The organism is Streptomyces sp. NBC_01390, from assembly GCF_045040105.1.
In the GTDB taxonomy this organism is placed as follows: Bacteria; Actinomycetota; Actinomycetes; order Streptomycetales; family Streptomycetaceae; genus Streptomyces.
In genome coordinates, this window is the sequence record NZ_CP109551.1 from 1315590 (window position 1) to 1341576 (window position 25987).

Genomic DNA, 25987 nt, shown 5'->3' on the forward strand with positions numbered 1-25987 from the left:
TGGGGTCGTCCGGGTGGGGCGGGGGTCAGGGCGCCGGGCGCCGGGCCAACATCGCCAGGGTGTGGGTGGTCAGGTCCGCCAGGGCGTGGGGCCGGGCGGCACGGGCCGTGTCGGCGACATCGAGCAGCAGGCCGACGTCCTTGTGCAGCAGGGGCAGGGCCTGACGCAGTCCCTCGGTGTTGAAGCCGGAGGCGGCGAGGATGGCCGCCGCACGGCTTCCTCCCGTGCCGTGGGCCAGTACCTGCGCGACGGCGGTGCGGTCGATGCCGAGGCCGTCGGCGAGCGCGTAGGTGTCCAGCGCCAGGCCGACCTGAGCGGTGAACACGAAGTTGTTGAGCAGCTTGGCGAGTTGGCCGCTGCCCAGCGGTCCGAGATGGATCACCGGGTCGGCGAAGGCGTCGAACACCGGGCGGCACCGGGCGACGTCCGTCTCCCGCCCGCCGGCCATGAGCAGCAGCCTGCGCTGCGCGGCGGCTCCGCCTCCCCCGCTGACCGGGGCGTCCACGACGGCGATGTCCCGCTCGGCGGCCTCGTCGGCGACGCGCCGGCAGGTGTCGGGGTGAACGGTGGAGTGGATGGCGACGACTCCTCCGGGAGCCATGCCGGTCAGTACGCCGTCGGGTCGCAGCAGTACGTCCTCGACGTCCGCGTCCGCGACGACGCACAGGCACACGAGGTCGCTCGCGGCGCCCAGGTCGGCCGGTGTCCCGGCCACAGTGGCAGCCGTGTCGGCGAACGCGTCCGTCGAGGTTCGACGGCGTGCCCAGAGTGTCAACGGGAAGCCCTCTTCGGCGATCCGGCGGGCCATCGGCGCGCCCTGGCTGCCCAGTCCGACAAAGCCGACCCGTGTGGTGGGTGCGTTCGCGCCGGTCACAGCCGGGTGACCCAGCCGCCGTCGACACTGATCGTCTGTCCGTTGATCCATTCACCGGCCGGGGAGGCGAGCAGGAGCAGGGTGCCGAGGAGGTCTTCGGCGGGCGCGGACTTCTTGCCCGGGATGGAGGCCGTGAGCGCGGCGCGGGCGGGGTGGTCGGCGGGCAGGCTGCGCAGACCGGGTTCGTTGTCCACCAGGCCCGGCGCGATGGCGTTCACGTTGATACCGTGCGGGCCGAGGGAGCGGGCGAGGCCGACGGTGACGTTGACGAGGGCGAGCTTGCTGACTCCGTAGATGCCGCCGCCCATGAAGGCACCGGCGGAGACCTGGTTGATGATCCGTCCGCCGCCGCGCCCGACCATCGACGCCTTGACCGCGCCCGCGCAGACGACGGCGCCGAACACGTTGACGCGCATGACCCGGTCGAACCAGTCGCCCGGCAGGTCCAGGATGTCGACCTGGGGGATTTCGGCCATCAGGGCGGCGTTGTTGACCAGGATGTCGATGCCGCCGAAGGCGTCGGTCACCCGCGCGGCCATGTGGGCGGCGGAGGCGCGGTCGGTGATGTCGACCGGCACGCCCAACGCGTGCAGTCCGTCTGCGGCCAGGGTCTTGGCGGCCTGTTCGGCGCCTTCGCCGTTGAGGTCCGCGAGGACGACGCGGGCGCCGGCTTCTGCCAGTGCGCGGCCGTAGACCTGGCCGATGGCACCGGCGCCGCCCGTCACGACGGCGACCTTGTCGTCCAGGCGGAGCCGGTCGATGGTGCTGCTGCTCATGGGGCGTCCTTCGTCAGACGGGACAGGTAGGCGTCGACATCGGCACCGTGTTCGCGCAGTTCCTCAGCGGCTTCGGGTGCGGTGAGGATGAGGAAGCGGTCATGGGTGACGCCCTCGGCGACGAGTTCACCGACCGAATCGGCGTCCAGGACAGGGAAGTTCGGGCCGCGGGGCGGTGCCGGTTTCCCGTAGAAGCTGATCTGCTCGACGATGTTGGTGGCGACGCCTGCCGGGCACAGGCAGGAGACTCCGATGCCGCGCGGGCGCAGGTATAGGGCGAGTGCCTCGGACAGGCCGACGACGGCGTGCTTGGTCGCGGTGTACGGAAGCCGGTCGTACCCGTAGGGCAACAGGCCTGCCGTGGAGGCGGTGTTGACGATGTGGCCGGACCCCTGCGCCAACAGACCTGGCAGGAATACGAGGTTGCTGCGCACGACGCCCAACAGGTTGACGTCGACGACCCGTTGCCAGGCGTCCAGGGGGATGTCCTCGACGGGGCCGACGGCGAGGATGCCGACGTTGTTCATCACCAGGTCGATGCGGCCGAAGCGTTCGAGAGCCAGCTCGCGAACCGCTTGCAGGTCGTCGACGCCGGTCACGTCGCAGACGGCTGCGACGGCCCGGGCGCCGAGTTCGGCGGCGACCGCGTTCGCCCGCTCGCCGGCCAGATCGGTGACGACCACTCGTGCGCCGCGCCGGGCGAAGGCGTGGGCGGCTGCGCGGCCGATCCCGCTGCCGGCGCCGGTGATGACCGCCACGGCGTTGTGCAGATCGATGCTCATCGGACCGTCGCTCCTCCGCTCGCGGGTGGGAAGGCGTGTGCTCAGGGGTGCAGCGGCAGGACCGGTCCGCTCGGGTCGCTCCGCCGAGCACGGACGAGGTCGTGGCGGAGACCGGGGCCTGGAGGAAGCCGACCAGGCCGTCCAGGAGGTCGCCGACATGGACGGCGAAGGGCAGCACGACCCCACCGCCGGCCCGGGTGCGTTCGCGCTGGGCGGCGGCGTGCACACCGAAGGCGAGGACCTGTGCGATGCGGTGGCCGCGCAGCGGCTCGGGGATGTGCGGAAGCAGAGCGCTGATCCGCTCTACGAAGTCGGTGGTGGGCCTGCCCAGTTCGGCCGGAAGGCACTGCAGGAGGTCCCGGCGGCCGCACTGCTGGAGCATGGCGACGAAGCTGAGGTAGTGACTGCCGCTAGGAGGCCGGAGACGGGAAGACCCGCTCACCGCTGTCCGCGTCCGTGATGCCGATGGCCTCGATCGGGCACGACTCCGCCACTTCCAGGACCAGTTCGGACCCCGGCAGCGTCTGCGACCTCGCGCGTCCCTGGCCGCCCTCGTCCAGCTCGAACTCCTCGGGTGCGGCGGCCGCGCACAGGCCGGTGCGCACGCACACCCTCTTGTCGACCGTGACGGTCCAGCGGCCATCCATCACTTGCCTCCATCGATGACCAGCGGCAGGGTCTTCCAGCCACGTACGGTCGAGGTCTGGGCCAGTTCCGCGTGGTCCCAGTCGACATCCCAGCCGGGGAATCGCCCGAGGATCTCCTCCGCGGCGATCCTGCCCTCCAGGCGGGCCAGTGCCGCGCCCAGGCAGTAGTGGGCGCCGACGCCGAAGCTCATGTGCTGGGTGACCCGGTGGATGTCGAAGCGGTCCGGGTCGTCGAAGCGGCGGGGGTCTCGGTTGGCGGCGGCCTGGATGAACAGGATGGCGCTGCCCGCGGGGACCGTGCGGTCGTACATCTGGACGTCCTTGGTGACGTATCGCGCGGTGAACGGGCCGGTCGGCTCGAAGCGCAGGACCTCCTCGATGGCGTTGGGGATGAGGGACGGGTCGGCGGCCAGCTCCCGCCGCGCTGCGGGATAGCGGGCCATCAGAGCGCCGAACCATCCGATGAGCCGGCCCGTCGTCTCGTTGCCCGCGCCCGCGACCACCGAGCAGTACGTCAGTACCTCCTCGTCGGTGAGAGTGCGGGTAGCGCCGTTCTCGTCCTCGAACTCGGCGGTCATCAGCTCGGTCATGAGGTCGTCGGAGGGATGCCGCTTGCGCCACTCGATGTAGTCCCTGAAGGCGTCCGTACTGAGGATGTCCTCGTGGTTGATCTTTCCGCCGCCCTCGGTGCCCAGCGTGTCGTCGGTGCGGTCGCGGATGGCGGGCTGGTCGGCCTCCGGGATGCCGAGCAGCATGCCGATCACACGCATCGGCATCTCCGCGCCGACGGCCTCGACCAGGTCGAACCGCCCTGCGCCGGCGACCGGTTCGAGGGCCCGGCGGCAGAAGGCCCGTACACGTGGTTCCAGGGTGGCGATACGACGGGGCGTGAACACCCGGGCGAGCAGGCGGCGATGGATGTCGTGGACGGGCGGGTCCTCGAAGATGAGGGTGCCCGGCGGGAGTTCGATGTCCGCCTGGACGATCTCCAGGATGTCGCCGCGTGCGGAGGAATAGGTCTGCCAGTCGGCGAGACCACGCTGGACGTCGGCGTGACGGCTGACGGCGTAGAAGTCGTGCTCGGCGTTGTAGTAGAGCGGCGCCTCCTCACGCAGGCGTGCGTAGAGGGGGTAGGGGTCGCGGGCGAGCGCGGGGTCGTAGGGGTCCCAGTGGATCGCGTTGACGGTGGTCATGGGCACAACTCCTCTCCTGTGCGGCTCACTTGAGTAGGGCGCCGGCGTCGATGGGCAGCGTCACGCCGGTGATGAAACGGGCCTCGTCGGAAGCGAGGAAGAGGACGGCGTTGCTGACGTCCAGCGACTCCACCCAGGGAGTGGGAAGCATGTGCATGCTCTGCGAGACGGCCGCGAAGTCGGCGGCGGTGGGGTTCTCCAGGTCGGGACGGAACATCCGGTAGGTGCCCTCATGCATCACCATCGGCGTGTTGACCTGGGTCGAGTGCAGGCTGTTGACCCGGATGCCCTGGGCGCCCAACTCCCCTGCGAGCGTGCGCATCAGCCCCACCACGCCGTGCTTGGCGGCGATGTAGTGGCCGATGTTCGCGTAGCCCTTGAGGCCGCCGACGGAACTCGTCAGCACGACCGAGCCACCCCGGCCGCCGGCCACGATGTGCGGGGTCGACACCTTGGTGGACAGCCACACACCGGTCAGGTTGACGTCGATCATGTCGCGCCAGGTCTTCTCGTCCATCGCTTCGAGCGTGGCGCCGTCGCTGCCGAGCCCTGCGTTGGCGACCACGATGTCCAGACGCCCGAACTCCCTGACACCGTCGTCGACCGCGGCCTTGAGCGCGTCGTGGTCACGTACATCCGCCTGCACCGCATGTATGCGACGGCCGAGCTTCTGGACCTGGTTGACGGTCTCGTCAAGGTCCTGGGGCGTGGACATGGGGAAGGTGACACCGTCGAGCTGCTTGCAGACATCCACCGCGATGATGTCTGCGCCTTCCTCTGCCAGCCGCACGGCATGACTGCGGCCCTGACCGCGGGCGGCTCCGGTGATGAAGGCGACTCTGCCTTCGACTCGTCCGGGCATGACTGACCTCGATTCATGGGTGAGGTGAGGTGAGATGAGGTGATGTGGCGCGGTGACGGTGGCGGGGAGGCCTGGTCACCAAGCCGCGCGGGGGGGCCGCGCAGAACGGACGCGAGAAGTAACAGTGCGGTGGCCGCTGCGGCGCCACGTTCGAGGGCTTCACCGGCCACCGCGTCCAGGGGGCCGACGGGTACGGCATGGTGCTGCGATGCGGCGACAAGGAGACCGTCGACCCGATGCTGAGGGATCCGGCCGACTGCTCGAACCCTGGCTCGGCCGCGGCGAGTTCGGCAGCCGGATCCTCCGCGAACCGCCCGATGGCTTGAACCTCCGTCCATGCTGAACGAGTGTTTAACTCGATCCCTGAACAACTGTTTAACAGCGCTCCCGGGGCGCCGTCAAGGACAATGACCGGCATGACCGCACCTCGCCGTATGGGCTCCGAGAACTCCAAGACGCGCCAGGTCCTGCTCGACGTCACCGAGCGGCTCATGCTCCAGGAGGGGTACGCCGCCGTGGGCGTGCGCCGGGTGGCGCGCGAGGCAGAGGTCGCGCCCGCTCTGGTGCTGTACTACTTCCACACCCTCGACGACCTCTTCCTCGCCGTAATGCGCCGACGGGGCGACGAAGAGCTGGAGCGGCAGATCAGCCTGCTGGACGGGCCACAGCCGCTGCGCACTCTGTGGCGTCTCAACAGCCATCCGGGCAACGCGCTGACCACGGAGTTCACCGCACTGGCCAATCACCGCAAGGAGATCAGGTCCGAACTCGCCGCTCGCGCCGAACGCTACCGCGAGGCACAGCTGGCGGCGCTCACCCGCCGCCTCGCGGAGACGGGCGTCGAGCTGCCGCCCGAGATGTCCCCGGCCGTGCTGCTGATGCTGACCAACGCCCTGGGCCGGATCATCATGCTGGAGAACACCATGGGCATGACGGCCCGTCACGCGGAGGCTCTCACCTTCGTGGAACAGTTCCTCCAGCGCTACGAGGGCAGCGCTGCGGACACCTGAGGGTGCGCGCGAATCGCGTTCCGACAAGTGGTAGATCTTGGGTTCGCGTCGTCGAGGAGGGTGAGCACATCGTGGATCAGGCAAAGTCGCGTGGACCGTACGCCAAGACAGCGGCCCGCCGGGCGGAGATCGTCCGCGCGGCACGCGACAGCTTCGCCGAGCACGGTTACGCCAAGGCATCCCTGCGCGACATCGCCGAACGGGCCGGCATCACCCACGCCGGACTCCTGCACCACTTCCACAACAAGGACGAACTCCTCGCCGAGGTGCTCGCCGACCGTGACGCCGAGGAGTGGCAGCAGGGCCTGGACACGGTCGAACGGCCCGACCAGCTCGGCCCCTACCTCGCTGGGCTCGTCCGCCACCACCAGAAGGCCCCCGAGCTGATGCGCCTGTGGATCGAGCTCGCGGCGGCGGCCTCCCGGCCGGATCACCCCGCCCACGGCTACTTCGCGGAACGGTACGACCGTAGCCGCGCGCAGTTCGTCGACGGATTCCCCGACGAGGCGGCCCGCAGCAGGCTCCGCGAGGGCCTCAGTCCCGAGAGCGCCGCGGTTCTCTTCCAAGCCGTGCTCAACGGGCTCCAGTTGCAGTGGGTCCTCGACCAGGACCTCGACATCGTGGGACCGGTCACGGACTTCGCGAGGCTGCTGTTCGACCAGGACGACACCTCGGACGCCGGCTGAACAGCGCGCACGTCAGACCCGGCCCGACGCCCACGGCGATCACGCGGCCCTGAACGATCCCGGCCGCGGCCGGAGACCAGGCGACCCGCACCGGCGGGTCGAGCGTCGATCGACCCGCGAACGAGCGCCTGACCAGGCTCGGGCCTCCTGATCGACGGGCCGAGGCCTGCCCGCGTATGTAACGCTCAGGTTACGAAACCGTCCCGCAGCCTTGCCTCCCTCGGGATCCCGGTTAACGTTCCAGCGAAAACCAACCGCATGGTAAGAGTTGGCGCTCGGACGCGACCACTGCCGAGCCCACACCCCACGCCCGCGCTCCCGGTCACCCGGGCATGCAGAAAATCCTCGGCGGCCCGAGCGCCGCCAGAGCCGTCACTCCCGCCACGCAGGAAGGCAGTCGACGATGACCGAACTCGCTCCCGGATTCCTCTGGGGCGCATCCACGGCACCGCACCAGATCGAGGGCAACAACCTCAACAGCGACTTCTGGGCGAACGAGGGGCGCATCCCGGGCATGGAACGCAGCGGCGACGCCTGCGACAGCTACCACCGGTACCGCGAGGACATGCGGCTCCTCAAGGACGCCGGGCTCAACGCCTACCGCTTCGGCATCGAATGGGCTCGCATCGAGCCCGTCCCCGGCATGGTCTCGCGCGCCGAACTCGCCCACTACCGGCGGATGATCGAGACGGCCTTCGAGCTCGGCCTGACCCCGGTAGTGACCCTGCACCACTTCACCAGCCCGCTCTGGTTCACCCAGGAGGGCGGCTGGCTCGGCGAACGCGCGGTCGACAGGTTCCGGAACTACGTCGAGACGGTCGCGCCGATCCTCGACGGCGTCGAGTGGGTCGTGACCATGAACGAGCCGAACATGCTGGCCATCATGGTCGGCATGGCGCGGGCCATGCAGAACCCGCAGGCCGACGGGGAGTGGCAGAGTCCCACTCTCGACAACGAGGGCCCACGTCCGCCTCTCCCTGCCCCCGACCCGGCCATCGGCGCGCGGCTCGTCGAGGCGCACCACGCCGCGCGAACGGTGCTGCGCGAGCACACCGGCGCCAGGGTCGGCTGGACGGTCGCCAACCGCGCCTTCGTCGCCCGTCCCGGTGCGGAGGACAAGAAGCGGGAACTGGAGCACACCTGGGAGGACCTCTACCTCGAGGGAGCGCGCGGTGACGACTTCGTGGGTGCGCAGTCGTACTCCAGTCAGTGGGTCGGCCCGGACGGCATCGAGCCGTACCCGCCGCATCCGGACAACACGCTGGTGGGAAGCGCCTACCGGCCCGACGCCCTCGCGATCGCGGTACGGCACACCGCCGAGGTCACCGGCGGACTGCCGATCCTCGTCACCGAGAACGGCATCGCCACCGGCGACGACACCCGCCGCATCGCCTACACCGGCGAGGCCCTGGAGCATCTCGGCAAGGCGGTCGCCGACGGGGTGGACGTCCGCGGCTATCTGCACTGGAGCCTGCTCGACAACTACGAGTGGGGCCACTGGGCACCGACATTCGGCCTGATCGCGGTCGACCGCGAGACGTTCGAGCGCCGCCCCAAGCCCTCGCTGGCCTGGCTGGGCGAGACCGCCCGCCGCGGCCGGATCTGACCACACCGACGCACGGAGGACACGCCATGCAGGTATCCGTACCCGACGTCTCGTCGAAATCCCTGGCCGAACTCGTCTCGCTGGCCGGTCGGCGTGCCGTCGTGACCGGCGCGGGCCAGGGGCTCGGCCGGGCCGTCGCCGAGCGGCTGGCCGAAGCGGGAGCGGATGTGCTCGTCGCCGACATCCAAGGCGAGCTCGCCGCCGCCGTCGCCGCGGACCTCGGCGCCCGGGGCCCGGGCCGTGCGCTCTCCGCCCACCTGGACGTCACCGAGTCCGACAGCGTCGTGGCCACCGCTGACTTCGCCGTCCGGGAACTCGGCGGGATCGACATCTGGGTGAACAACGCCGGGATCTTCCCCAGCGTCCCCGCCCTGGAGATGTCCGACAAGGCCTTCGACGAGGTGTTCGCCGTCAACACCCGCGGGGTCTTCCTCGGCTCCCGGGAAGCCGCACGCCGGATGAGCGAGGCCGGGAGCGGGGGCGTCATCGTCAACGTCGTCTCCACGGCCGGGTTCCGTGGCACGGCCCCCGGCCTCGCCGCCTACGTCGGCTCCAAGCACGCGGCGCGCGGCCTCACCCGGCAACTCGCCCTGGAGTTCGCCCCGTTCGGCATCCGCGTGCTGGGCGTCGCACCGACGTTCGTGCCTACCGAGGGCAACCTGGCGGCAGCCGCCGCGGCCGGGGTGGACTCCGAGACGATCATGTCCGTGATGCAGCCGGGCCCGCTCGGCCGGCTCGGCGTGCCCGACGACGTCGCTCGGGTGGTGCTGTTCTGCGCCAGCGACCTCTCGGCCTTCATGACGGGCAGCACTCTCCTCGCGGACGCCGGAGAAACCGTGTGACCGGCGCGCCGCCCCGACCACCCCGACCCCACCGAGCACCCGGCAGGAACTCCATGCTCTCGACCCGCACCACCCCTACCCGCGATCTCGTCGGCCTCGACGGACTGTGGCGGTTCGCTCTCGGCACCCGGGCCGGCGCCGCCCCGTGGGCTTCGCGCCTCGCCCCGCCGCTCGAAGTCCCCGTGCCCGCCAGCTACAACGACCTGTTCACGGACCCTGAGATCCGTGACCACGTCGGAGTCGTCTGGTACCAGCGCGACGTGCGCGTGCCGCGCGGCTGGACCGGCGAACGCGTGCTCCTGCGCTTCGGGTCCGTCACCCATGCCGCGCAGGTCTACGTCGGCGAACTACTCGTGGCCGAGCACAGCGGCGGCTACACACCGTTCGAGGCGGACCTGACCGGCATCGTCGAGCCGGGCGCCGCGTTCCGGCTGACGGTCGGCGTCGACAACCGGCTGACGAACCTGACCATCCCGCCCGGCACCGTCACGACCGGCTCCGACGGCCGCGAGCGGCAGTCATATCTGCACGACTTCTACAACTACGCGGGCATCGCCCGCCCGGTCCGCCTCTACAGCACGCCGACGACGTTCGTCGGGGATGTCACCGTCGTCACCGGGCGGGACGGTTCGGCCGGCACCGTCGGCTACCGCGTGGAGAGCGCCGGTGTGCACGCCGAGACGGCCGCCGTGCGGGTGCGCGCGCTGGACGAGGCCGGCCGGACCGTCGCGGAGGGATCGGGCCACGAGGGTGTCCTGCGCATCGAGGACGTCACCCTCTGGCAACCGGGCGCGGCCTACCTCTACGACCTCGTCGTGGAACTGGCCGTGAACGGCGAGACAGTGGACAGCTACAGCCAGCCCTTCGGTGTGCGGACCGTCGAGGTACGCGGCACCGACTTCCTCATCAACGGGGAGCCGTTCTACTTCACCGGATTCGGCAAGCACGAGGACACCCCGGTCCGCGGCAAGGGCCACGACGACGCCTATCTCGTCCACGACTTCCAGCTCATGCAGTGGACCGGCGCCAACTCCTTCCGCACCTCCCACTACCCCTACGCCGAAGAAGTTCTGGACTTCGCCGACCGGCAGGGCATCGTCGTCATCGACGAGACCGCCGCCGTCGGCCTCAACCTGGGCGTCCAGGGCGGACTGACCGGCGTGCCCCCGACCCCGACCTTCGCGCCGGAGAACTTCGGCGGGACCACCCGGGACGTCCACGCCCAGCACCTGCGAGAGCTGATCGAACGGGACAAGAACCACCCGAGCGTGGTGATGTGGTCGCTCGCCAACGAACCCGCCTCCAACGAGGACGGCGCCCGCGAGTACTTCGAGCCGCTGGTCGAACTGACCCGCAAACTCGACCCGACCCGCCCCCTCACCTACTCCGCGGTCATGTTCGCGACACCGCAGAACGACCAGATCGGCGACCTGTTCGACGTCCTGAGCATCAACCGCTACTACGGCTGGTACCTGTTCACCGGCGACCTCGCGACCTCAGAGGGATACCTGGAGCAGGACCTGCGCGGCTGGGTCCAGCGCTTCGGCAAGCCCGTCATGATGTCCGAGTACGGCGCCGACACCCAGCCCGGCCTGCACTCCGTCTGGGACGCCCCGTGGAGCGAGGAGTACCAGAGCGACTTCCTCGCCATGTACCACCGCGTCTTCGACCGCATCCCCGAGTTCGTCGGCGAGCACGTGTGGAACTTCGCCGACTTCCAGACCTCGCCCGGCATCCACCGTGTCGACGGCAACAAGAAGGGTGTGTTCTCCCGCGACCGGAAGCCGAAAACGGCCGCGTTCGCCCTGCGCCGCCGCTGGCAGGGCCTGGACGGCCGCAAGCCTGGACTGCCCGCGACCGACTGACACACCGCACTCGCCCGTAGGACACGGATTCCTCCCTGGCGCGACGACCGGGAAGCCGCCGGCCCGTCCCCCACCCCACCGCTTCCCGCCGTGCACGGACGATCCACGCCGGCACACCGCACCGAACCGGCCGCCGACTGCGCGGACCCCGCGGCGCGGGGTATGCCGCCGCTCTGCCGACATGACGTCCCCGTCCGTACCCTCGCCACGTCGACGCTGACACGGCCCGACGAGCGTGCGGGCGGGCACCATCCGCCCTCACCATGAGCGGCAGGGCTCAGCACCACGCCGTATCGGGACCGGTCGGCGGTGGGGCGCCGACCGTACCGCCGCCGGCCCTGCGGCCGGAACCGCTTCGCTCTCCCCACCCGCCGCTCATTGCCGAACCTGACCGAACAGCCGTTCCACCACGGCGACTGCCGCTGAATACCGCCCCACCATGCGGCCGGTCGGCCGACTCGCGTGCGCCCCGAGCACGGGCGGGCCCCGTTCGGCGAGTCCTCCCGGCCCACCTCCATATCTCTCCGCACCGGCGCCGACCGGCACTTCTCGCGCAACCGCCACGGGCGAGGCGCCCAGCCTCCGGCCCCTCCCTCCCCGCGTCGGTTGCCGCCGCGCCCCGCGACCATGTGACAAAGGAGTCCTCATGCCTCACGACGACCGGGACGTCAGGGTGGTGCATCCCCCATCCACGGCCGCACGGCAGGAAACCGACCAGGCTCCCGCCCCGCCCGAGGTCGAGGCACCGCCGCTGCAGCGGGTCGCACGGGGCTACCTGGTCTGGCTGATGATCGCCAGCTTCGGTGGCTCCCTGGCCCTGATGGTCCCCCTCGCCTACTCCCTCGCCGTGCGAATCGACGACCTCGCACCCGGGCACGAGGAGCGGCTCGGCTACGTCACCGGGTCCGCCCAGTTCGTCTACCTGGTCCTCAGCCCTCTCATCGGCCTGTGGAGCGATCGCACGCGTTCCCGGCTCGGCCGTCGTACCCCCTTCATGATCGGCGGTGCCCTGCTCGGCACCACCGCGCTCGTCGGGGTCGCCTTCGCGCCGTCGGTCGTTCTGCTGGGCCTGGCCTGGGTGGTCGGCATGATCGGCTGGGCGACCGCCGGGCAGGCGATCCAGAACATCCAGGCGGACCGGGTGCCTGAGGAGCAGCGGGGCCGGGTCTCCGCCCTGACCAGCGTCATGACCCAGATCGCCCCGGTGCTCGGCATCGGCCTCGCGTACGCGGTGGCCTCCAGCACGTTCCTGGTGTTCCTGGTCCCGGGCGTGCTGGGTGCCGCCATGGTGGTGCTCTTCCCTGTACTGAAGCCCGAGGGCGACTCCCGCGCGCTGGTGCACAGCAGCGGTGTGACGTTGAAGGGCATGGTCGCCAGCTACGGCTTCAACCCACGCAAGTACCCGGACTTCGGCTGGAACTGGCTCGGCCGCTTCGTCTTCTTCATGGGCCTGTACTTCAACACCACCTTCGGCACCTTCTTCTACGCGCAACGGCTCGACCTGCCGGTCAAGGAGGTCGCCGGGATCGTGGCGGTCATCGGCACCATCGGCGTGGCGGCCGCGGCGGGCGGCGCCATCGGGGGCGGCTTCCTCTCCGACAAGCTCGGCAGGCGCAAGCTGTTCGCCCTGATCGGCTCCACGGTGTTCGTCGCCGGCGCCGTCACCGAGGCGTTCGCCCGCTCACTGCCCCAACTGGTCGTCGGTGCGGTGCTGATGCAGTTCGCCATCGCCGTGTTCAGCGCCGTCGACCAGGCGATCGTGTTCGCGGTCCTGCCGGACCGGGCCCAGGCGGGCCGGTACCTCGCCGTCGTCGGCTTCGCACAGAAGATCCCCAGCGCCGTCGCCCCGTTGATCGCCCCGCTTGTCATCACCCTGGGTGTCAGCGCCGAGGGTGAGAAGAACTACACCCAGCTCTACCTGCTCGGCGCGGTCCTGGCCCTGGTCGGTGGCCTCATCGTCAGGTTCAGGATCAGGTCGGTCCGATAGACCGCCTCCCGGCCGTCCCCTCCGAGATTCCACCGAGTTCCGAGAAGGCACAGAATGCGCGACGCACCGTACGACCTTGGAATCGACAGCGGCGGGGACGACTTTCCCGTGTCCGGGCCCACGCCCCGGCTGTCGTGGAAGCCGCCGTCGGACACGGCGCAGCCGATGGCCTACGAGGTGCAGTGCACCGTCGACGGCGAAGCGCGGCCCACCGTGACCACCGCTGTGGACGGACACCGGCTCGTCCCCTGGCCGTGGGCGGCGCTGGACAGCGGTCGCCGGGTCGCCTGGCGGGTCCGGGCGCTCGCCACCGAGGGCAACCCGCCCTGGTCGCAGTGGCACGCCTTCGAGAGCGGTCTGCTGGACGCCGACTGGCGGGCGCACTGGATCAGTCCCACCGAGTCCGCGGATCGCGGATACGGCAGACGGCCCGCGTACGTGCTGTCGGCCCGGTTCCCGGTGCGGATCGGGGTGCGCTCGGCACGGCTGTACGCCACAGCGCTCGGGGTGTACGAGGCGTACGTCAACGGCGAGCGGGCCGGAACCGCCGAACTCTCGCCCGGGTCCACCTCCTACGACCGCACGCTCCACGCCCAGGCGTACGACGTGACGGCCGCCGTCGTCACGGGCGACAACCGGATCGAGATCCTGCTGTCCGACGGCTGGTACCGGGGCCAGGTGGGCGCCTTCCGCCAGCCGGCCGGCTGGGGCACGGTGCCTGGCGCGCGGGCCGAGCTGCACCTCGTGTACGAGGACGGCGCGCGGCAGGTCGTGCGCACCGACGGGACGTGGACGAGCGTGGAGTCGGGCATCACCCGGGCCGACCTCATGGACGGGCAGACCACCGACTTCCGGGTCGGACCGGGCGCCGAACAGCCCGTCCTCGCGGACCAGGTGGAGGCACCCGCGATCACATGGTCGCCGGCACCGCCGGTGCGGATCGTGGAGTCGCACCCTGCCCGGTCGGTCCAGCAGCTCAAGGACGGGCTGTGGATCGCGGACTTCGGCCAGAACGCCTCCGGCTGGATCAGCCTCAGCGATCTCGGACCGGCCGGGACCCGTACCGTCATCGACTACGGCGAACACGTCGGAGCCGACGGCGATCTGACGACCGATCACCTGGACGCGAACCGGCCGGGCCAGGCGCCGATCCCCTTCGTCCAACGCGACGAGGCCGTTTCCGCGGGCGGCGGGGAGACGTTCGAGCCGCGCCACACCGTGCACGGCTTCCGCTACGCCCGCGTTCGCCGTGACGGCGCCCCACTCGACCCGGCGAGCCTCGTCATGCGGGTCGTCCACTCCGACCTGCGCCGCACCGGCACCTTCGTCTGCGGCCACGAAGACCTCGAGCGCCTCCACGCCATCGCCGACTGGAGCTTTCGCGGCAACGCCGTCGACGTGCCGACCGACTGCCCTACCCGCGAACGGCTCGCCTGGACCGGCGACTACCAGGTCTTCGCACCCACCGCGACGCGCCTGTACGACGTCCTGGGTTTCAGCCGCAAGTGGCTGCGCTCCGTCCGCGACGACCAGCTGCCCGACGGTCGGATCGCCAACTTCTCGCCCGACGGACGCCGTATCAAGCACCACCTCGACGACCAGTTCGCCATGATGACCGGCTCGGCCGGGTGGGGAGACGCCGTCGTCGCCGTCCCGTGGGAGCTCTACGAGTCGTACGGCGACCGGGAGGCCCTCGCCGAGAACTGGGCGGCGATGGTCCGCTGGGTGGAGTGGGCGCTCGACACCGCCCGCACCGCCCGCCACCACACCCGCGTCGAACGCACGCCCGAGCCGCTGCCGCACGAACAGTACCTCTGGGACGGCTCCTTCCACTGGGGCGAGTGGACCGAGCCGAAGACGAAGGCGGCCGACGGCACGCGCATCGACCCCGTCCAGAGCGACCCCGTCGCCTGGTTCATGGCGGACAAGGGCGAGATCGGCACGGCGTTCCTGTACCGCTCGACGGCGACCCTCGCCCGCATCGCGCGGGTGCTGGGCCGCATCGAGGAGGCGGACCGCTACGCCGCGACCGCCGAGCGGATCCGCGACGCCTGGCGCACCGAGTTCCTCTCACCCGACGGACGTACCACGGGCGACACCCAAGCCTGCTATGTGCGCGCGCTGAACCTCGGACTGGTTCCCGACGCGCTGCGCGAAGCCGCAGCCGCGCGTCTGGTCGACCTGATCCGCGCGGCCGGCACCCACCTCACCACCGGGTTCCTCGCGACCGGCGATCTGCTGCCGGTCCTCGCCGACACCGGACACTCCGGCATCGCCTACGAGTTGCTCCTCCAGCGCACCGCACCCTCCTGGCTGTACATGCTCGACCGGGGCGCGACCACCGTCTGGGAGGACTGGGAGGGCGTCGACGAGACCGGCACCGCCCACGACTCCCTCAACCACTACAGCAAGGGCGCGGTGATCCGTTTCCTGCACACCCACACCCTCGGACTGCGTCAGCCACCCGGATCGATCGCCTGGGAGTCCTTCGAGGTCGCGCCCGTCCCGCACCCGTCCGTTCCCTGGGCCCGGGGCACCCACGAGTCCCCGCAGGGCACGATCGCCGTCGAGTGGCGGACGGACGGAGACCTGCTGACCATCACGGTCGACGTCCCACCGGCCACCACAGCGCGCATCGTCTTCCCCGACGGCACCGATGTGGGGCCCCTCGGCTGCGGCAGTTTCAGTGCCACCCGGCGTATGCGGGAGAAGGATTGAAAGGATTGAGCCGACCGGCTCCCACAGCCAGGATCTGACGGCTCCTCGCACCCACCGCGGTCCAGCGGAACGCGTTGGAGAGCGCTGATCGGCCCGGTCGGCGCCCAGCCCCGCGTGATGCGCGGTGACGTCTCCGCCGTCGGACATGGAGCCGTCCCGATCGGCCGCCGGGCGCCGTCATCCCGCGACACCCGTCCGCGCCGACGCGCGCGTCGCTTTCGTCGGTGCCGTACGACCGCGGGCGCACTGCCAACACCAGCCTGGGGGCGGGCGGTCACATCCGTCCCCCGGGTACCACGGCGTCGGCCGGTCACGCACGAGCGCGGCCGGGCCGGTAGCGACCTGAGATCCTGCCGTCCGGCTTCTCGGCGCTCGGGCAGCCGGGGGGACAGATGGCGTGCCTGGCCGACAACCACTTGCTTCAGCGGAGTCGGAAGTACGTCAGGGGATGGTCAGGCCGCCCGCCAGGAGGGCTTGGCGGTTGGCCGCGAGCAGTTCGAAGCGGTCGCCTTCGGTCCGGTCGATCTCCGTGATGTGCCACCGCAGATGGGTGCCCGCACGCAGGGCGGCCGGGATGTCGATGTCGCCGGTCCCGATGGGCGTCTGCGGTCTGTCCAGCTCGGCAGGGCCGTCCTTGAGGTGGGCGGTCACGGCGCGTTCTCCGAGATGTTCCAGGACCTCGGCCGGGTCCTGGCCGGCCACGGCCGCCCAGTAGACGTCAACCTCGGCGAGGACCTCGGGGTCGAGCAGATCCCACAGCACGTCGAAGGCGCGAGCGCCGTCCGGCAGTCGGGCCCATTCGAAGTGGTGGTTGTGATACCCGAGCCGGATCCCCGCTCCGGCCAGTTCCCGTGCAGCCGCGTTGAGACGTCCGGCGAAGGCACGTATGCCGTCGTGGCTCTCCAGGGCCCGCTCGTCGAAGCCGTCCACGAGCCACGGAATGGGCACGAAGGCGGTGTCCGTGCCGAGGATGCGGCAGGTCTCGATCGCAGACGCCTGGCTGTCGGCCGAGACAGCGATGTGCACCGAGCTGACGCCGAGATTCACCTCGTCCAGATCTGCCCGCAACGCGCGTGCGGAGGACGCCAGTTCGTCAGGAGGGGTGTTCCACAGGCCGAGGGCGAACGGCTCGACATGGCGGAAGCCGAGCGCGGCAAGGCGTGCGAGGGTGCCGGGGCGGTCGGCCTCCAGAGCCTCGATCACGCTGTACAGCTGGACGGCGAGGATGCCGGGTCTCATGCTTCCTCCTCAGTTTCTGCGGGTCTGCGGGTCGTCGGGAAGGTCATACGCATGAAGGACCGGATCGGGCCGACGATGTCGAGATCCTGGTCGAGCAGCCATTGCAACTGAAGGCCGTTGAGCACCGCTTGAAGCAGGGTGGCCGCATGGTCGGGGCAGAGCGCCGCGTGGAGTTCGCCGCGTTCGTCCTTCCCGAGCATGCCCCGGGCGAATTGATCGCGTCCCCAGGCGTAACGCTGCGCGAAGTAGCCGTGCGCGGGGTGCTCCGGACGTGAGGCGGCCGCCGCGAGCTCGATCCACAGGCGCATCAGTTCGGGGGCCTTCTGGTGGTGGCGCAGCATGTCTCCGAGGTAGGGCGCGAGATGGTCCATGTCGGACACCTGCGACTCGGCGTACCGCCGTTCCTCGGCGTCGCGTTCGGCCAGCACGGCGGCCAGCAGGTCGTCCTTGCTGCGGAAGTGATGCAGCAACCCGGCGTGGGTGATGCCGGCTCGTTCGGCGATGTCGCGCAACGAAGCCTTGGTGAAGCCGTGTTCCGCGAAGCTCTCGCGAGCCGCCCGGACGATCTCGGCCCGTCTGGCAGGGGTCTTGGTGTACGGGCCGCGGGCCTTGGCCTGGGTCACTGTGCGCTTCCTCTTCCCGGATCCCGCATCACACCCTCAAAAACCTTCCAAGCATTAGATTTTCACTGTCTGCTCGGAGTGTGTGCGGCGACCGTCGCGAGCACAAGGGGCGGGGCGCGCCGAATTCGCGCCAGGTAACGCTTTGGTTACGAACGAGGCTTCCCGTCTTCCCGCGCCTTCCGTCGAGGCTTACCTTCCGAGTGAAATTCAACCACGTGGTAACTGTTCGCGTGACGGGGCCCACCGGCGGATCCGCGACCGCCTCACCGTCCCTGTTCACCACACGCATGCCGGCCTCACGGGGCTCCGCCGCACACCCCCACACGTGCATCGGCCGACTCGTGCACCCATGCATGACCGCGCCCACACACCGACGCACTGACGAAGGCCTCGGCTCTTCAGGTTCCAGGACGAAGGAATCCGCCCATGCGTATCCGCTTCTCGCATTCCCGGCCCATGCCACGGCCACGACAGCGCTCGCAGGCACTGGCCGCCGCTGTGAGCGTCGTTCTGCTGGCAACAGCCACTGCCGCGTGCGACAGCACCCCGGCCGCCACGCCGAGCTCCGGCGCCGACGCGACCCTCTCGCTGTCCATCCTCGGCACACCCAACTCGTTCGACCCCGCCCAGCTCATCGAGGGCCAGCAGACCTACGTCTGGGACTCGATCTTCGACACGCTGCTTCTCCAGGACAACAAGGGCGTACTCCACCCCGGCGCGGCTCAGAGCTGGTCGTACTCCAAGGACGGTCGCGCGCTCACGCTGAAGATCCGCCAGGGCATGAAGTTCAGCTCGGGCGATCCCGTCGACGCGAACGCCGTGAAAGCCACCCTGGAGCGGATCCGGTCGACACCCGGGCAGAGCCAGCTGTCGCTGGCTTCCGTCTCCTCGGTCGAGACCCCCGACACCTCGACGGTCCTCATCAAGCTCAAGCAGCCCGATGCCTCACTGCTCGCCGCGCTGTCGACGTCGCCCGGCGTGATCGGCGACCCGAAGACGATGGCTGCCAAGAGCTCCATCCTGAACCCGGTCGGCTCTGGTCCCTACACCCTGGACACCAAGGCCACGGTCAACGGCTCCGTCTACGTCCTCAAGAAGCGCGACGACTACTGGAACAAGAAGGCATATCCGTTCAAGACGGTCAAGATCCGCGTGATCACCGACCCGACCGCGTCGGCCAACGCCCTCAAGGCGGGCGAGACCAACGCCGGTACCGTCGACGTCTCGCAGATCTCCGCGATCAAGGCGGCCGGCTTCCAGATCTCGCACGTGCAGGCCACCGCAGGCGCCTTCCTCGTACTCGGCGACCGCGCCGGCAGCAAGCTGAAGCCGCTCGGCGACCTGCGCGTGCGCAAGGCCATCAACATGTCCTTCGACCGGCAGAAGATCGTCACACAGATGCTGCGGGGCTCCGGCAAGGCCACCGACCAGTTGTTCAACCCGCAGAGCGGGGCCTACGACGAAACGCTCAACAAGCTCTACCCCTATGACGTCGCCGGGGCCAAGAAGCTCCTCGCCGAGGCCGGCTACCCCAAGGGATTCTCCGTCACCATGCCGAGCCTCGTCTTCACCAAGAGCTTCGAGCCGATCTTCACCCAGGCGCTCGCCGACATCGGCGTCAAGGTGACCTGGGAGCCGGTGCCCGCGCAGCAGACCACCACCGCCGTCGCCTCGGGCAAGTACCCGATGTTCCTGCTCGTGGAAGGCCTCGCCTCCGACGCCGTCATGACCCGCAGCTTCTACACCCCGGCCGGTTTCCGCAACGTCTTCCGCTCCACCGACCCGAAGCTGACCGACCTGCTCGGCCGGGCCTCGCGGGAACTCGACCCCGCCAAGTCCGCCGGGATCTACCGGGAGATCAACCAGTTCGGCGTCGAGCAGGCATGGCTGGCGCCCGTCTTCTACCTCGGCACCGACTGGGCCACCCAGAAGGGCATCACCTACCTCGGCGACGGCTCCTCCACCATGGCCACCATCCGCCAGTTCGGCGTGGCCGGCTCCGCGCAGTCCGGCGGGTGAGCAGGCCACCATGACGCTCTATGTGCTGCGTCGTCTGACCGCGGGCCTCGTGCTCGCGGTCCTGGTGACCATGATCACGTTCGCGCTGCTCAGCACGTCCTTCGACGATGTCGCGAGCAGCGTCCTCGGCAACGGCGCCACCCCGCACCAGATCGCCGCCCAGAAGGCGCAGATGGGCCTCGACCGGCCATTGGCGGCGCAGTACGGCGACTGGCTCGCGCACGCGGTCCGCGGCGACCTCGGCACCTCGTACTTCACGAGTGAACCGGTCCGCTCGGCCATCACCGCCCGGCTCGGCGTCACCCTGTCGATCGTCGTCGTCGCGTTGCTCGCCACCTCCCTCATCAGCGTCGCCCTCGGCGTGGCCGCCGCCGCCCGCGGCGGCGCCGTCGACCGGTTCGCACAAGGCGCCGCGATGGTCGGCTACCTCGTCCCGAGCCTGCTCGTCGCCATCGCACTGGTCTACGTGCTGGCCATCAAGCTGCACGTGTTCCCGGCCACCGGATACACCAACTTCAGCGAGAACCCGAGCCGGTGGGCCGGCTCCATCGCCATCCCGGTGGTCGCCCTGATGATGGGCGGGATCGCCAGCCTGACCTCGCAGATCCGCGGCGCCATGATCGGCGAACTGCGCAAGGACTACGTCCGCACCCTGCGCACCCGGGGCATTCCGACTCGCTCCATCGTTCTGCGGCACGCACTGCGCAACGCCGCGGGTCCGGCCCTGACGGTGTTGTCCCTGGAGTTCATCCAGATGCTCGGCGGGGCCCTGATCATCGAGCAGATCTTCGCGCTGCCGGGCTTCGGCCAGTACGCGTTCAACGCCTCCCTGCAGGGCGACGTGCCGATCATCATGGGCATCAGTCTCTTCGGCGTGCTGCTCGTCGTGGTCGTCAACCTCGTCGTCGACCTGCTGGGCGGCTGGCTCAACCCGAAGGCGAGGACGGCTCGTTGACCACCACCCACAAGGAAGCGCGGCGCCGCTCGGCGCTCCGGCACCTGATCGCCGACCCGCAGGCCGTCGTCAGCGCGAGCCTGCTGATCGTCGTCGTCCTGCTGGGGCTCCTCGCCCCCGTCCTCACCGAGCACAGTGCGAACGAGGCGAACCTGGACGCCGTCAACGCCGGCCTAGGCGACCACGGTTACCTGCTCGGCGGGGACAAGAGCGGCCGCGACATCTTCGCCAGGCTGTTGTTCTCCATCAACACGAGCGTGGTCTCGGCGCTCATCGGCGCGAGCATCGCCCTCGCGATCGGGATCATGTCCGGGCTGGTCGGTGGCTACTTCGGGAAGCGGGTCCGCGGCGCCACCGAATGGCTCTTCAGCCTGATCATGACGTTCCCCGGACTGCTCGTACTCATCATTCTGATGCCGGTCACCAAGGGCGACTACCGGGCCACCATGCTCGTCTTCGGCGTCCTGCTCTCCCCCGGCATCTACCGGCTCGTACGCAACCTCGTCCTCGGCGTGAAGAACGATCTCTACGTCGACGCCGCCCGGGTCTCGGGGCTTCCTGATCGCCGCATCCTGCGGCGGCACGTGTTCACCGTGGTGCGCGGCCCGGTGATCATCGCCACGGCATTCCTCGCCGGTTCGTCCATCGCCGTCCAGTCGGGCCTGGCCTTCCTGGGTGTGGGCTCGAACACCGTGCCGAGCTTCGGCGCGATGATCTCCGAGGGCTTCACCAACCTGTACGAGGAGCCACTTCAGTTCCTGTGGCCGAGCCTCGTCCTCGGGATCATCACGGCTTCGCTGGTGCTCCTGGGGAACGCGCTGCGGGACGCCTTGGAGGGCGGGCGCCCCAAGCCGGTCCGTATCGTGACCGCCACCGGGTACCGGCCGCCAGGCACGGAAAGGGCCGCCGTCACCGGACTGCTCACCGTCGACGACCTGGCGATCGCCTACCCGGCCCCCGACGGTGAACTGAAGGAGGTCGTCAGCGGCGTCACCCTGAGCGTGGCAGCCGGGGAGACCCTCGGCCTGGTCGGCGAGTCCGGCTCCGGCAAGACACAGACCGCGTTCGCCGCGCTCGGGGTGCTGCCCGCCGAGGCGGTCGTCACGCGCGGTTCGATCCGCCTCGACGGCCGCGAGCTGCTCGGCCTGAGCGAGCGCGAACTGCGTGCGGTACGAGGTACATCCATCGCCTACGTTCCCCAGGAACCCATGTCCAACCTGGACCCGTCCTGCACGGTGGGCGCTCAGCTCGTGGAGGGCCTGCGCGCGGCGACGCCCACGTCGAGGGGCGAGGCCCGCGAACAGATCCTGGCGCTCCTCGCCCGGGTCGGCATACCCGACCCCGAGCGCACCTTCCGCTCCTACCCGCACCAGATCTCCGGCGGCATGGCACAGCGCGCCCTCATCGCGGGTGCCGTCGCGAGCCGCCCGCTGCTGCTCATCGCCGACGAACCGACCACCGCTCTCGACGTGACCGTCCAGGCGGAGATTCTCGATCTGCTGCGCGATCTCCAACAGGAAATGAACATGGCTGTGCTGCTCGTGACCCACAACTTCGGCGTGGTCGCGGACATCTGCGGCCGCGTGGCCGTCATGCGGGAGGGCACGGTCGTCGAGACCGGCACGGCAGAAGACCTGTTCGCCACGCCGAAGCACCCCTACACGCGCACACTCCTGGACGCGATCCTCGACGAGACCGCACTGCGCACCGACCCGCCGGCCGCCCCCGCGGACGTGCTCGAAACGGAGACCCGATGACCACACTGCTGGAGGTGAACGACCTGCGCGTCACCTACCCCGGGCGGGGCTTGCGGGCCCGCCCCCACGAAGTCCTGCACTCCGTGTCGCTCACCGTGGGGCAGGGCGAGACCCTGGGCGTCGTAGGCGAGTCGGGCTCCGGCAAGACGACCATCGGCCGCTCCGTGCTCGGCCTGGTGGCACCCAGCGCAGGCACGGTCCGATTCCAGGGTCACGACATCACCCACGCCGGGCGAAAGAGGCGCCGCGCCCTGGCCCGGGACATCCAGGTGGTCTTCCAGGACCCGCACTCCTCCCTGAACCCAGCCCTCACCATCGGTGACATCCTCAGCGAACCGCTGATCGTGCAGGGTGCCGCGGCGAGTGAGGCCCGGACCCGGGTCACGGAGTTGCTCGACCAGGTGGGACTGCCGAAGGACGCCTCGCAGCGGCTGCCGCGGGAGTTCAGCGGCGGTCAACGGCAGCGCGTGGCGATCGCCCGCGCCCTCGCGCCCGCCCCACGGCTCATCGTCTGCGACGAACCGGTCTCCGCGCTGGACCTCACCACCCAGGCCCGCGTTCTCGATCTGCTCATCGACATCCAGCGGCGCACCGGCGTCGCCTATCTGTTCATCTCGCACGACCTCGCGGTCATCCGGCACATCAGCCACCGCGTGAGCGTCATCCACCGAGGCGACATCGTCGAGACCGGACCGGCCGGCGACATCACCACGAGTCCCGAACACCCCTATACGCAGAAGCTGTTGCTGGCTGCCCCGGTCGCGAACCCAGCCGAACAGCGTCGACGGCGCGCGGCCCGGCAACTCCTCCGGCCGTGACCGTCAACGAACACTGGCCAACCGACGGAATGCGCTGACCTGCTGAAACGCGACCGCCGCCGGTTGGTGATCCCGAGTAGACGTGCGGAGATTCCCGGCGAACCGCCGTACGCCGACGTGCGACAGAGCACGCCAGTTGGCCACACTGAGCCTCACGGTTGGACGCAAGGCGTAGGAGCTGGACCACGGCATGAGGGTGCATTGCTCGGGCATCAGGACTTGCCCGTGACCCGATGCGACACCGCACCTCGACCCACCACAACCAAGAAAGTGCTGGTCGACCGGCTCAGCGACGGACGCGGTAGCGGATGTGAGTGGCCTCCGGCGTGTCGATCACCCGGATGATCTCCAACTCGATCTGCGACGGCAAGACGTCGAACAGGCGACGGCCATCACCGAGCAGCACCGGGATCTGATGGATCTGCACCTCATCCAGAACCCCGGCCTCTAGCGCCCGTTGCGCCGTGTACGCGCCACGCACCTGCACGTCCTTGTCCCCGGCGGCGGCCTTGGCCTGTGCCATCGCGCTTTCGATCCCGTCGGTCACGTAGGTCACCAACGGATAGCCCCAACGGGCGGCGGGGCCGGGTGGGCGGTGACTGGGCACGAAGATCGGGAGACCACCGTGATCACCGCCCCAGTGATCCATGAGCTCGGCAGTGCGTCGCCCCACGAGCACCGCACCAGCTGCGTTCCATTCGTGCTGGAATTGCGCGGCCGGCCCGGACGGCGGGCCGGACTCGTCCTCCGGGCCGGCCCACTTGTGCAGTCGTTCACCGTCGTCGCCGCCCAGAAAATCGTTTGGATCGGCGATATACCCGTCGAGTGACATCGACATGTCGAGCACTGATGCCGACACTTCGACCTCCTGTGGTTTCGATCCAGACTGGTTCAACTGTGCTGTAGACCCGGCATGGCGACATTACTCATCAGGCATCGCAGCGACACCAGCTCACGTGAGCCTGATTGCCTCTTGAGCCGCCATCGTCGTCCAGGCGGGGCGAGATCCAGACGGCTGCCCGCAAGCGCCGTCGAACACGCGGCGACCGCCCGGCTGACTGACCTGCCCTGGGCATTCCGTCACCCCACGAACCGCATCTCGTCGGTTCCCCACACTGCGAGATCGTCATCGGCGCGCTCTTCGATCTCACCCACGTCATCGTTACCGTCGGTAACGTAGTCCAGCATGCTGGACTACTCACCGCTGGAGAATTCGACCAACCGGTCACGCAGGGTAAAGGCGAAATGGGCTCCGACTGCGCGCCGAACCCCGCCCCGGCCGCCCGACCGCTCGTCGCTGCCAAGATCCCGCCGCCGCAGCCCTCGCCCGAACACGACAACGCCGGCCCTCTCGACCATGGAGGCGCCAGGCCCACCGAGACGACCACCCACATGGTCGGCACCACCCACCTCATGACCGGTTCCGCTGCTCAATTTCATTCCGAACACTTTGTTGGTACGTCCTGACAAACCTGTTGACATCCCTGCGGGGCGGCTCCATAGTCTCTCCAACTAGAGCGCGCTACTAAAGCGCTCCAGTCGCCAACCCGGCGGTCCACACCTACGGCCGCCACGGAAGAACGAGCCGCCACACACGGCACAGACACACCATTCACACACCGCGTCGCCACACGGTGATCACCCATCAGCCGCAGCCGGACGCGGCTCCGCTCACCGCAGAGACTCCACCCCAACAAGCACAGCGAGGTGCAAGGGACATGCGCAGAAACCACCGAGCCGCCATTCTCACCGCCACCGTCCTCGCCGGGACCCTGCTCGCCGCCGGCTGTTCCAGCAGCTCGGGCGGCAAGAAGTCCGAGGAAGGGAGTGCGGACGCCTCGGCGGGCAAGGCCAGCACCCCGCGTATGACGGTCGCCATGGTCACTCACGCCTCCCCCGGCGACACCTTCTGGGACCTGGTCCGCAAGGGCGCCCAGGCTGCGGCCGCCAAGGACAACATCAAGCTGATCTATTCCAGCGATCCCGACGCCGGGAACCAGGCCAACCTGGTGCAGAACGCGATCGACCAGAAGGTCGACGGCATCGCGCTCACCGCAGCGAAGCCGGACGCCATGAAGGACGTGGTGGCCAAGGCGACGGCGGCCGGCGTCCCGGTCGTCGGTTTCAACTCCGGCGTGGGCGCCTGGAAGCAGCTCGGCATGCTGGAGTACTTCGGCCAGGACGAGAACATCGCCGGTCAGGCCTTCGGAGAGCGACTCAACCAGCTCGGCGCCAAGCACGCCCTGTGCGTGGTCCAGGAGCAGGGGCAGGTCGCCCTGGAGGCTCGCTGCGCCGGGCTGAAGAAGGGCTTCAGCGGCAAGACGGACAACCTCTATGTCAACGGCACCGACATGCCGTCCGTGAAGGCGACGATCACCGCGAAGCTCAACCAGGACCCTTCTATCGACCAGGTGGTCACACTCGGCGCCCCGATCGCACTGACGGCCGTCCAGTCGCTGTCCGACGCCGGAAGCAAGGCCAAGCTCGCCACCTTCGACCTCAACAAGGACCTGGTCAAGGCCGTGCAGGACGGGTCCGTGGAGTTCGCGGTCGACCAGCAGCCCTACCTCCAGGGCTACCTGGCCGTCGACTCGCTCTGGCTCTACAAGACAAACGGCAACTTCAGCGGCGGCAGCACCGCTCCCGTCCTCACCGGACCGGCCTTCATCGACAAGACCAATGTCGACAGCGTGGCCGCGTTCGCGGCGAAGGGTACTCGGTGATGTCG

At 69.5% G+C, this 25987-nt stretch carries 22 protein-coding genes; 13 read left to right on the forward strand and 9 right to left on the reverse strand.

The window, feature by feature from the left end; all coding sequences use genetic code 11:
- Positions 1–25: 25 nt before the first annotated feature.
- From OG241_RS05610 to OG241_RS05620, 3 genes are read right to left on the reverse strand one after another with little or no spacing between them, the layout of a single operon-like run.
- Entirely contained in the window at positions 26–874 is an 849-nt protein-coding gene (locus OG241_RS05610) for an NAD(P)-dependent oxidoreductase (RefSeq protein WP_405814016.1), read from the reverse strand.
- A complete protein-coding gene (locus tag OG241_RS05615; protein ID WP_405814017.1) occupies positions 871–1650 on the reverse strand; it encodes an SDR family oxidoreductase in 780 nt (259 codons plus the stop codon). The genes OG241_RS05610 and OG241_RS05615 overlap by 4 nt, the downstream gene beginning before the upstream one ends.
- Complete coding sequence (locus tag OG241_RS05620; protein WP_405814018.1) at positions 1647–2432, reverse strand: SDR family oxidoreductase; 786 nt, start codon at positions 2430–2432, stop codon at positions 1647–1649. The genes OG241_RS05615 and OG241_RS05620 overlap by 4 nt, the downstream gene beginning before the upstream one ends.
- Before the next feature lie 37 nt (positions 2433–2469).
- Between OG241_RS05620 and OG241_RS05625 the strand changes: the two genes are divergently transcribed.
- On the forward strand, positions 2470–2892 hold the full coding sequence (locus OG241_RS05625; protein WP_405814019.1) for a hypothetical protein: 423 nt from the start codon (positions 2470–2472) through the stop codon (positions 2890–2892).
- Here OG241_RS05625 and OG241_RS05630 read toward each other — a convergent pair.
- The 3 genes from OG241_RS05630 to OG241_RS05640 are packed head-to-tail and all read right to left on the reverse strand — an operon-like array spanning position 2843 to position 5134.
- Positions 2843–3079, reverse strand: coding sequence for a ferredoxin (locus OG241_RS05630; RefSeq protein WP_405814021.1), 237 nt, complete (start codon positions 3077–3079; stop codon positions 2843–2845). The two genes, OG241_RS05625 and OG241_RS05630, sit on opposite strands and share 50 nt — an antisense overlap.
- Positions 3079–4272, reverse strand: a complete 1194-nt coding sequence (locus OG241_RS05635) for a cytochrome P450 (protein WP_405814023.1) — start codon at positions 4270–4272, stop codon at positions 3079–3081. The genes OG241_RS05630 and OG241_RS05635 overlap by 1 nt, the downstream gene beginning before the upstream one ends.
- A gap of 25 nt (positions 4273–4297) precedes the next feature.
- Positions 4298–5134, reverse strand: coding sequence for a mycofactocin-coupled SDR family oxidoreductase (locus OG241_RS05640; RefSeq protein ID WP_405814024.1), 837 nt, complete (start codon positions 5132–5134; stop codon positions 4298–4300).
- A 416-nt stretch (positions 5135–5550) separates the two neighbouring features.
- Between OG241_RS05640 and OG241_RS05645 the strand changes: the two genes are divergently transcribed.
- The 7 genes from OG241_RS05645 to OG241_RS05675 all read left to right on the forward strand — a co-directional run bounded on the left by OG241_RS05645 (position 5551) and on the right by OG241_RS05675 (position 15848).
- Positions 5551–6144: a TetR/AcrR family transcriptional regulator gene (locus OG241_RS05645; RefSeq protein WP_405814026.1), complete on the forward strand. Its 594-nt coding sequence runs from the start codon at positions 5551–5553 to the stop codon at positions 6142–6144.
- Positions 6145–6215: 71 nt separating this feature from the next.
- Positions 6216–6830 (forward strand): TetR/AcrR family transcriptional regulator, encoded by a 615-nt coding sequence (locus tag OG241_RS05650; RefSeq protein ID WP_405814027.1) that lies wholly within the window; start codon positions 6216–6218, stop codon positions 6828–6830.
- Positions 6831–7233: 403 nt separating this feature from the next.
- A complete protein-coding gene (locus OG241_RS05655) occupies positions 7234–8436 on the forward strand; it encodes a family 1 glycosylhydrolase (protein ID WP_405814028.1) in 1203 nt (400 codons plus the stop codon).
- 26 nt (positions 8437–8462) lie between these two features.
- Positions 8463–9278, forward strand: coding sequence for an SDR family NAD(P)-dependent oxidoreductase (locus tag OG241_RS05660; RefSeq protein WP_405814029.1), 816 nt, complete (start codon positions 8463–8465; stop codon positions 9276–9278).
- Between the two features lie 53 nt (positions 9279–9331).
- Positions 9332–11143, forward strand: coding sequence for a beta-glucuronidase (uidA, locus tag OG241_RS05665; protein WP_405814031.1), 1812 nt, complete (start codon positions 9332–9334; stop codon positions 11141–11143).
- Positions 11144–11789: 646 nt separating this feature from the next.
- Positions 11790–13130, forward strand: a complete 1341-nt coding sequence (locus tag OG241_RS05670; RefSeq protein ID WP_405814033.1) for an MFS transporter — start codon at positions 11790–11792, stop codon at positions 13128–13130.
- Positions 13131–13184: 54 nt separating this feature from the next.
- Positions 13185–15848, forward strand: a complete 2664-nt coding sequence (locus tag OG241_RS05675; protein ID WP_405814034.1) for a family 78 glycoside hydrolase catalytic domain — start codon at positions 13185–13187, stop codon at positions 15846–15848.
- A 441-nt stretch (positions 15849–16289) separates the two neighbouring features.
- Here the strand turns inward: OG241_RS05675 and OG241_RS05680 are convergent, their stop codons facing one another.
- Together OG241_RS05680 and OG241_RS05685 are read right to left on the reverse strand one after the other, a co-directional pair.
- On the reverse strand, positions 16290–17087 hold the full coding sequence (locus OG241_RS05680) for a sugar phosphate isomerase/epimerase family protein (RefSeq protein WP_405814035.1): 798 nt from the start codon (positions 17085–17087) through the stop codon (positions 16290–16292).
- Positions 17084–17710, reverse strand: a complete 627-nt coding sequence (locus OG241_RS05685) for a TetR/AcrR family transcriptional regulator (RefSeq protein WP_405814036.1) — start codon at positions 17708–17710, stop codon at positions 17084–17086. Before OG241_RS05685 ends, OG241_RS05680 begins: the two co-directional genes overlap by 4 nt.
- A 426-nt stretch (positions 17711–18136) precedes the next feature.
- Between OG241_RS05685 and OG241_RS05690 the strand changes: the two genes are divergently transcribed.
- Genes OG241_RS05690 through OG241_RS05705 form a run of 4 tightly spaced genes read left to right on the forward strand, consistent with a single transcriptional unit; the run spans position 18137 to position 23259 of the window.
- Complete coding sequence (locus tag OG241_RS05690) at positions 18137–19729, forward strand: ABC transporter substrate-binding protein (RefSeq protein ID WP_405814037.1); 1593 nt, start codon at positions 18137–18139, stop codon at positions 19727–19729.
- 10 nt (positions 19730–19739) lie between these two features.
- Entirely contained in the window at positions 19740–20684 is a 945-nt protein-coding gene (locus OG241_RS05695; protein ID WP_405814038.1) for an ABC transporter permease, read from the forward strand.
- Positions 20681–22441 carry an ATP-binding cassette domain-containing protein gene (locus OG241_RS05700; protein ID WP_405814039.1) on the forward strand — a complete coding sequence of 587 codons (1761 nt, stop codon included), beginning with the start codon at positions 20681–20683 and terminating at the stop codon, positions 22439–22441. Before OG241_RS05695 ends, OG241_RS05700 begins: the two co-directional genes overlap by 4 nt.
- Positions 22438–23259, forward strand: coding sequence for an ATP-binding cassette domain-containing protein (locus OG241_RS05705; RefSeq protein WP_405814040.1), 822 nt, complete (start codon positions 22438–22440; stop codon positions 23257–23259). Before OG241_RS05700 ends, OG241_RS05705 begins: the two co-directional genes overlap by 4 nt.
- 286 nt (positions 23260–23545) lie before the next feature.
- Here the strand turns inward: OG241_RS05705 and OG241_RS05710 are convergent, their stop codons facing one another.
- Positions 23546–24118, reverse strand: coding sequence for a dihydrofolate reductase family protein (locus OG241_RS05710; RefSeq protein ID WP_405814041.1), 573 nt, complete (start codon positions 24116–24118; stop codon positions 23546–23548).
- An 859-nt stretch (positions 24119–24977) separates the two neighbouring features.
- Between OG241_RS05710 and OG241_RS05715 the strand changes: the two genes are divergently transcribed.
- Positions 24978–25982 carry a sugar ABC transporter substrate-binding protein gene (locus tag OG241_RS05715; RefSeq protein ID WP_405814042.1) on the forward strand — a complete coding sequence of 335 codons (1005 nt, stop codon included), beginning with the start codon at positions 24978–24980 and terminating at the stop codon, positions 25980–25982.
- Positions 25983–25987: the final 5 nt, after the last annotated feature.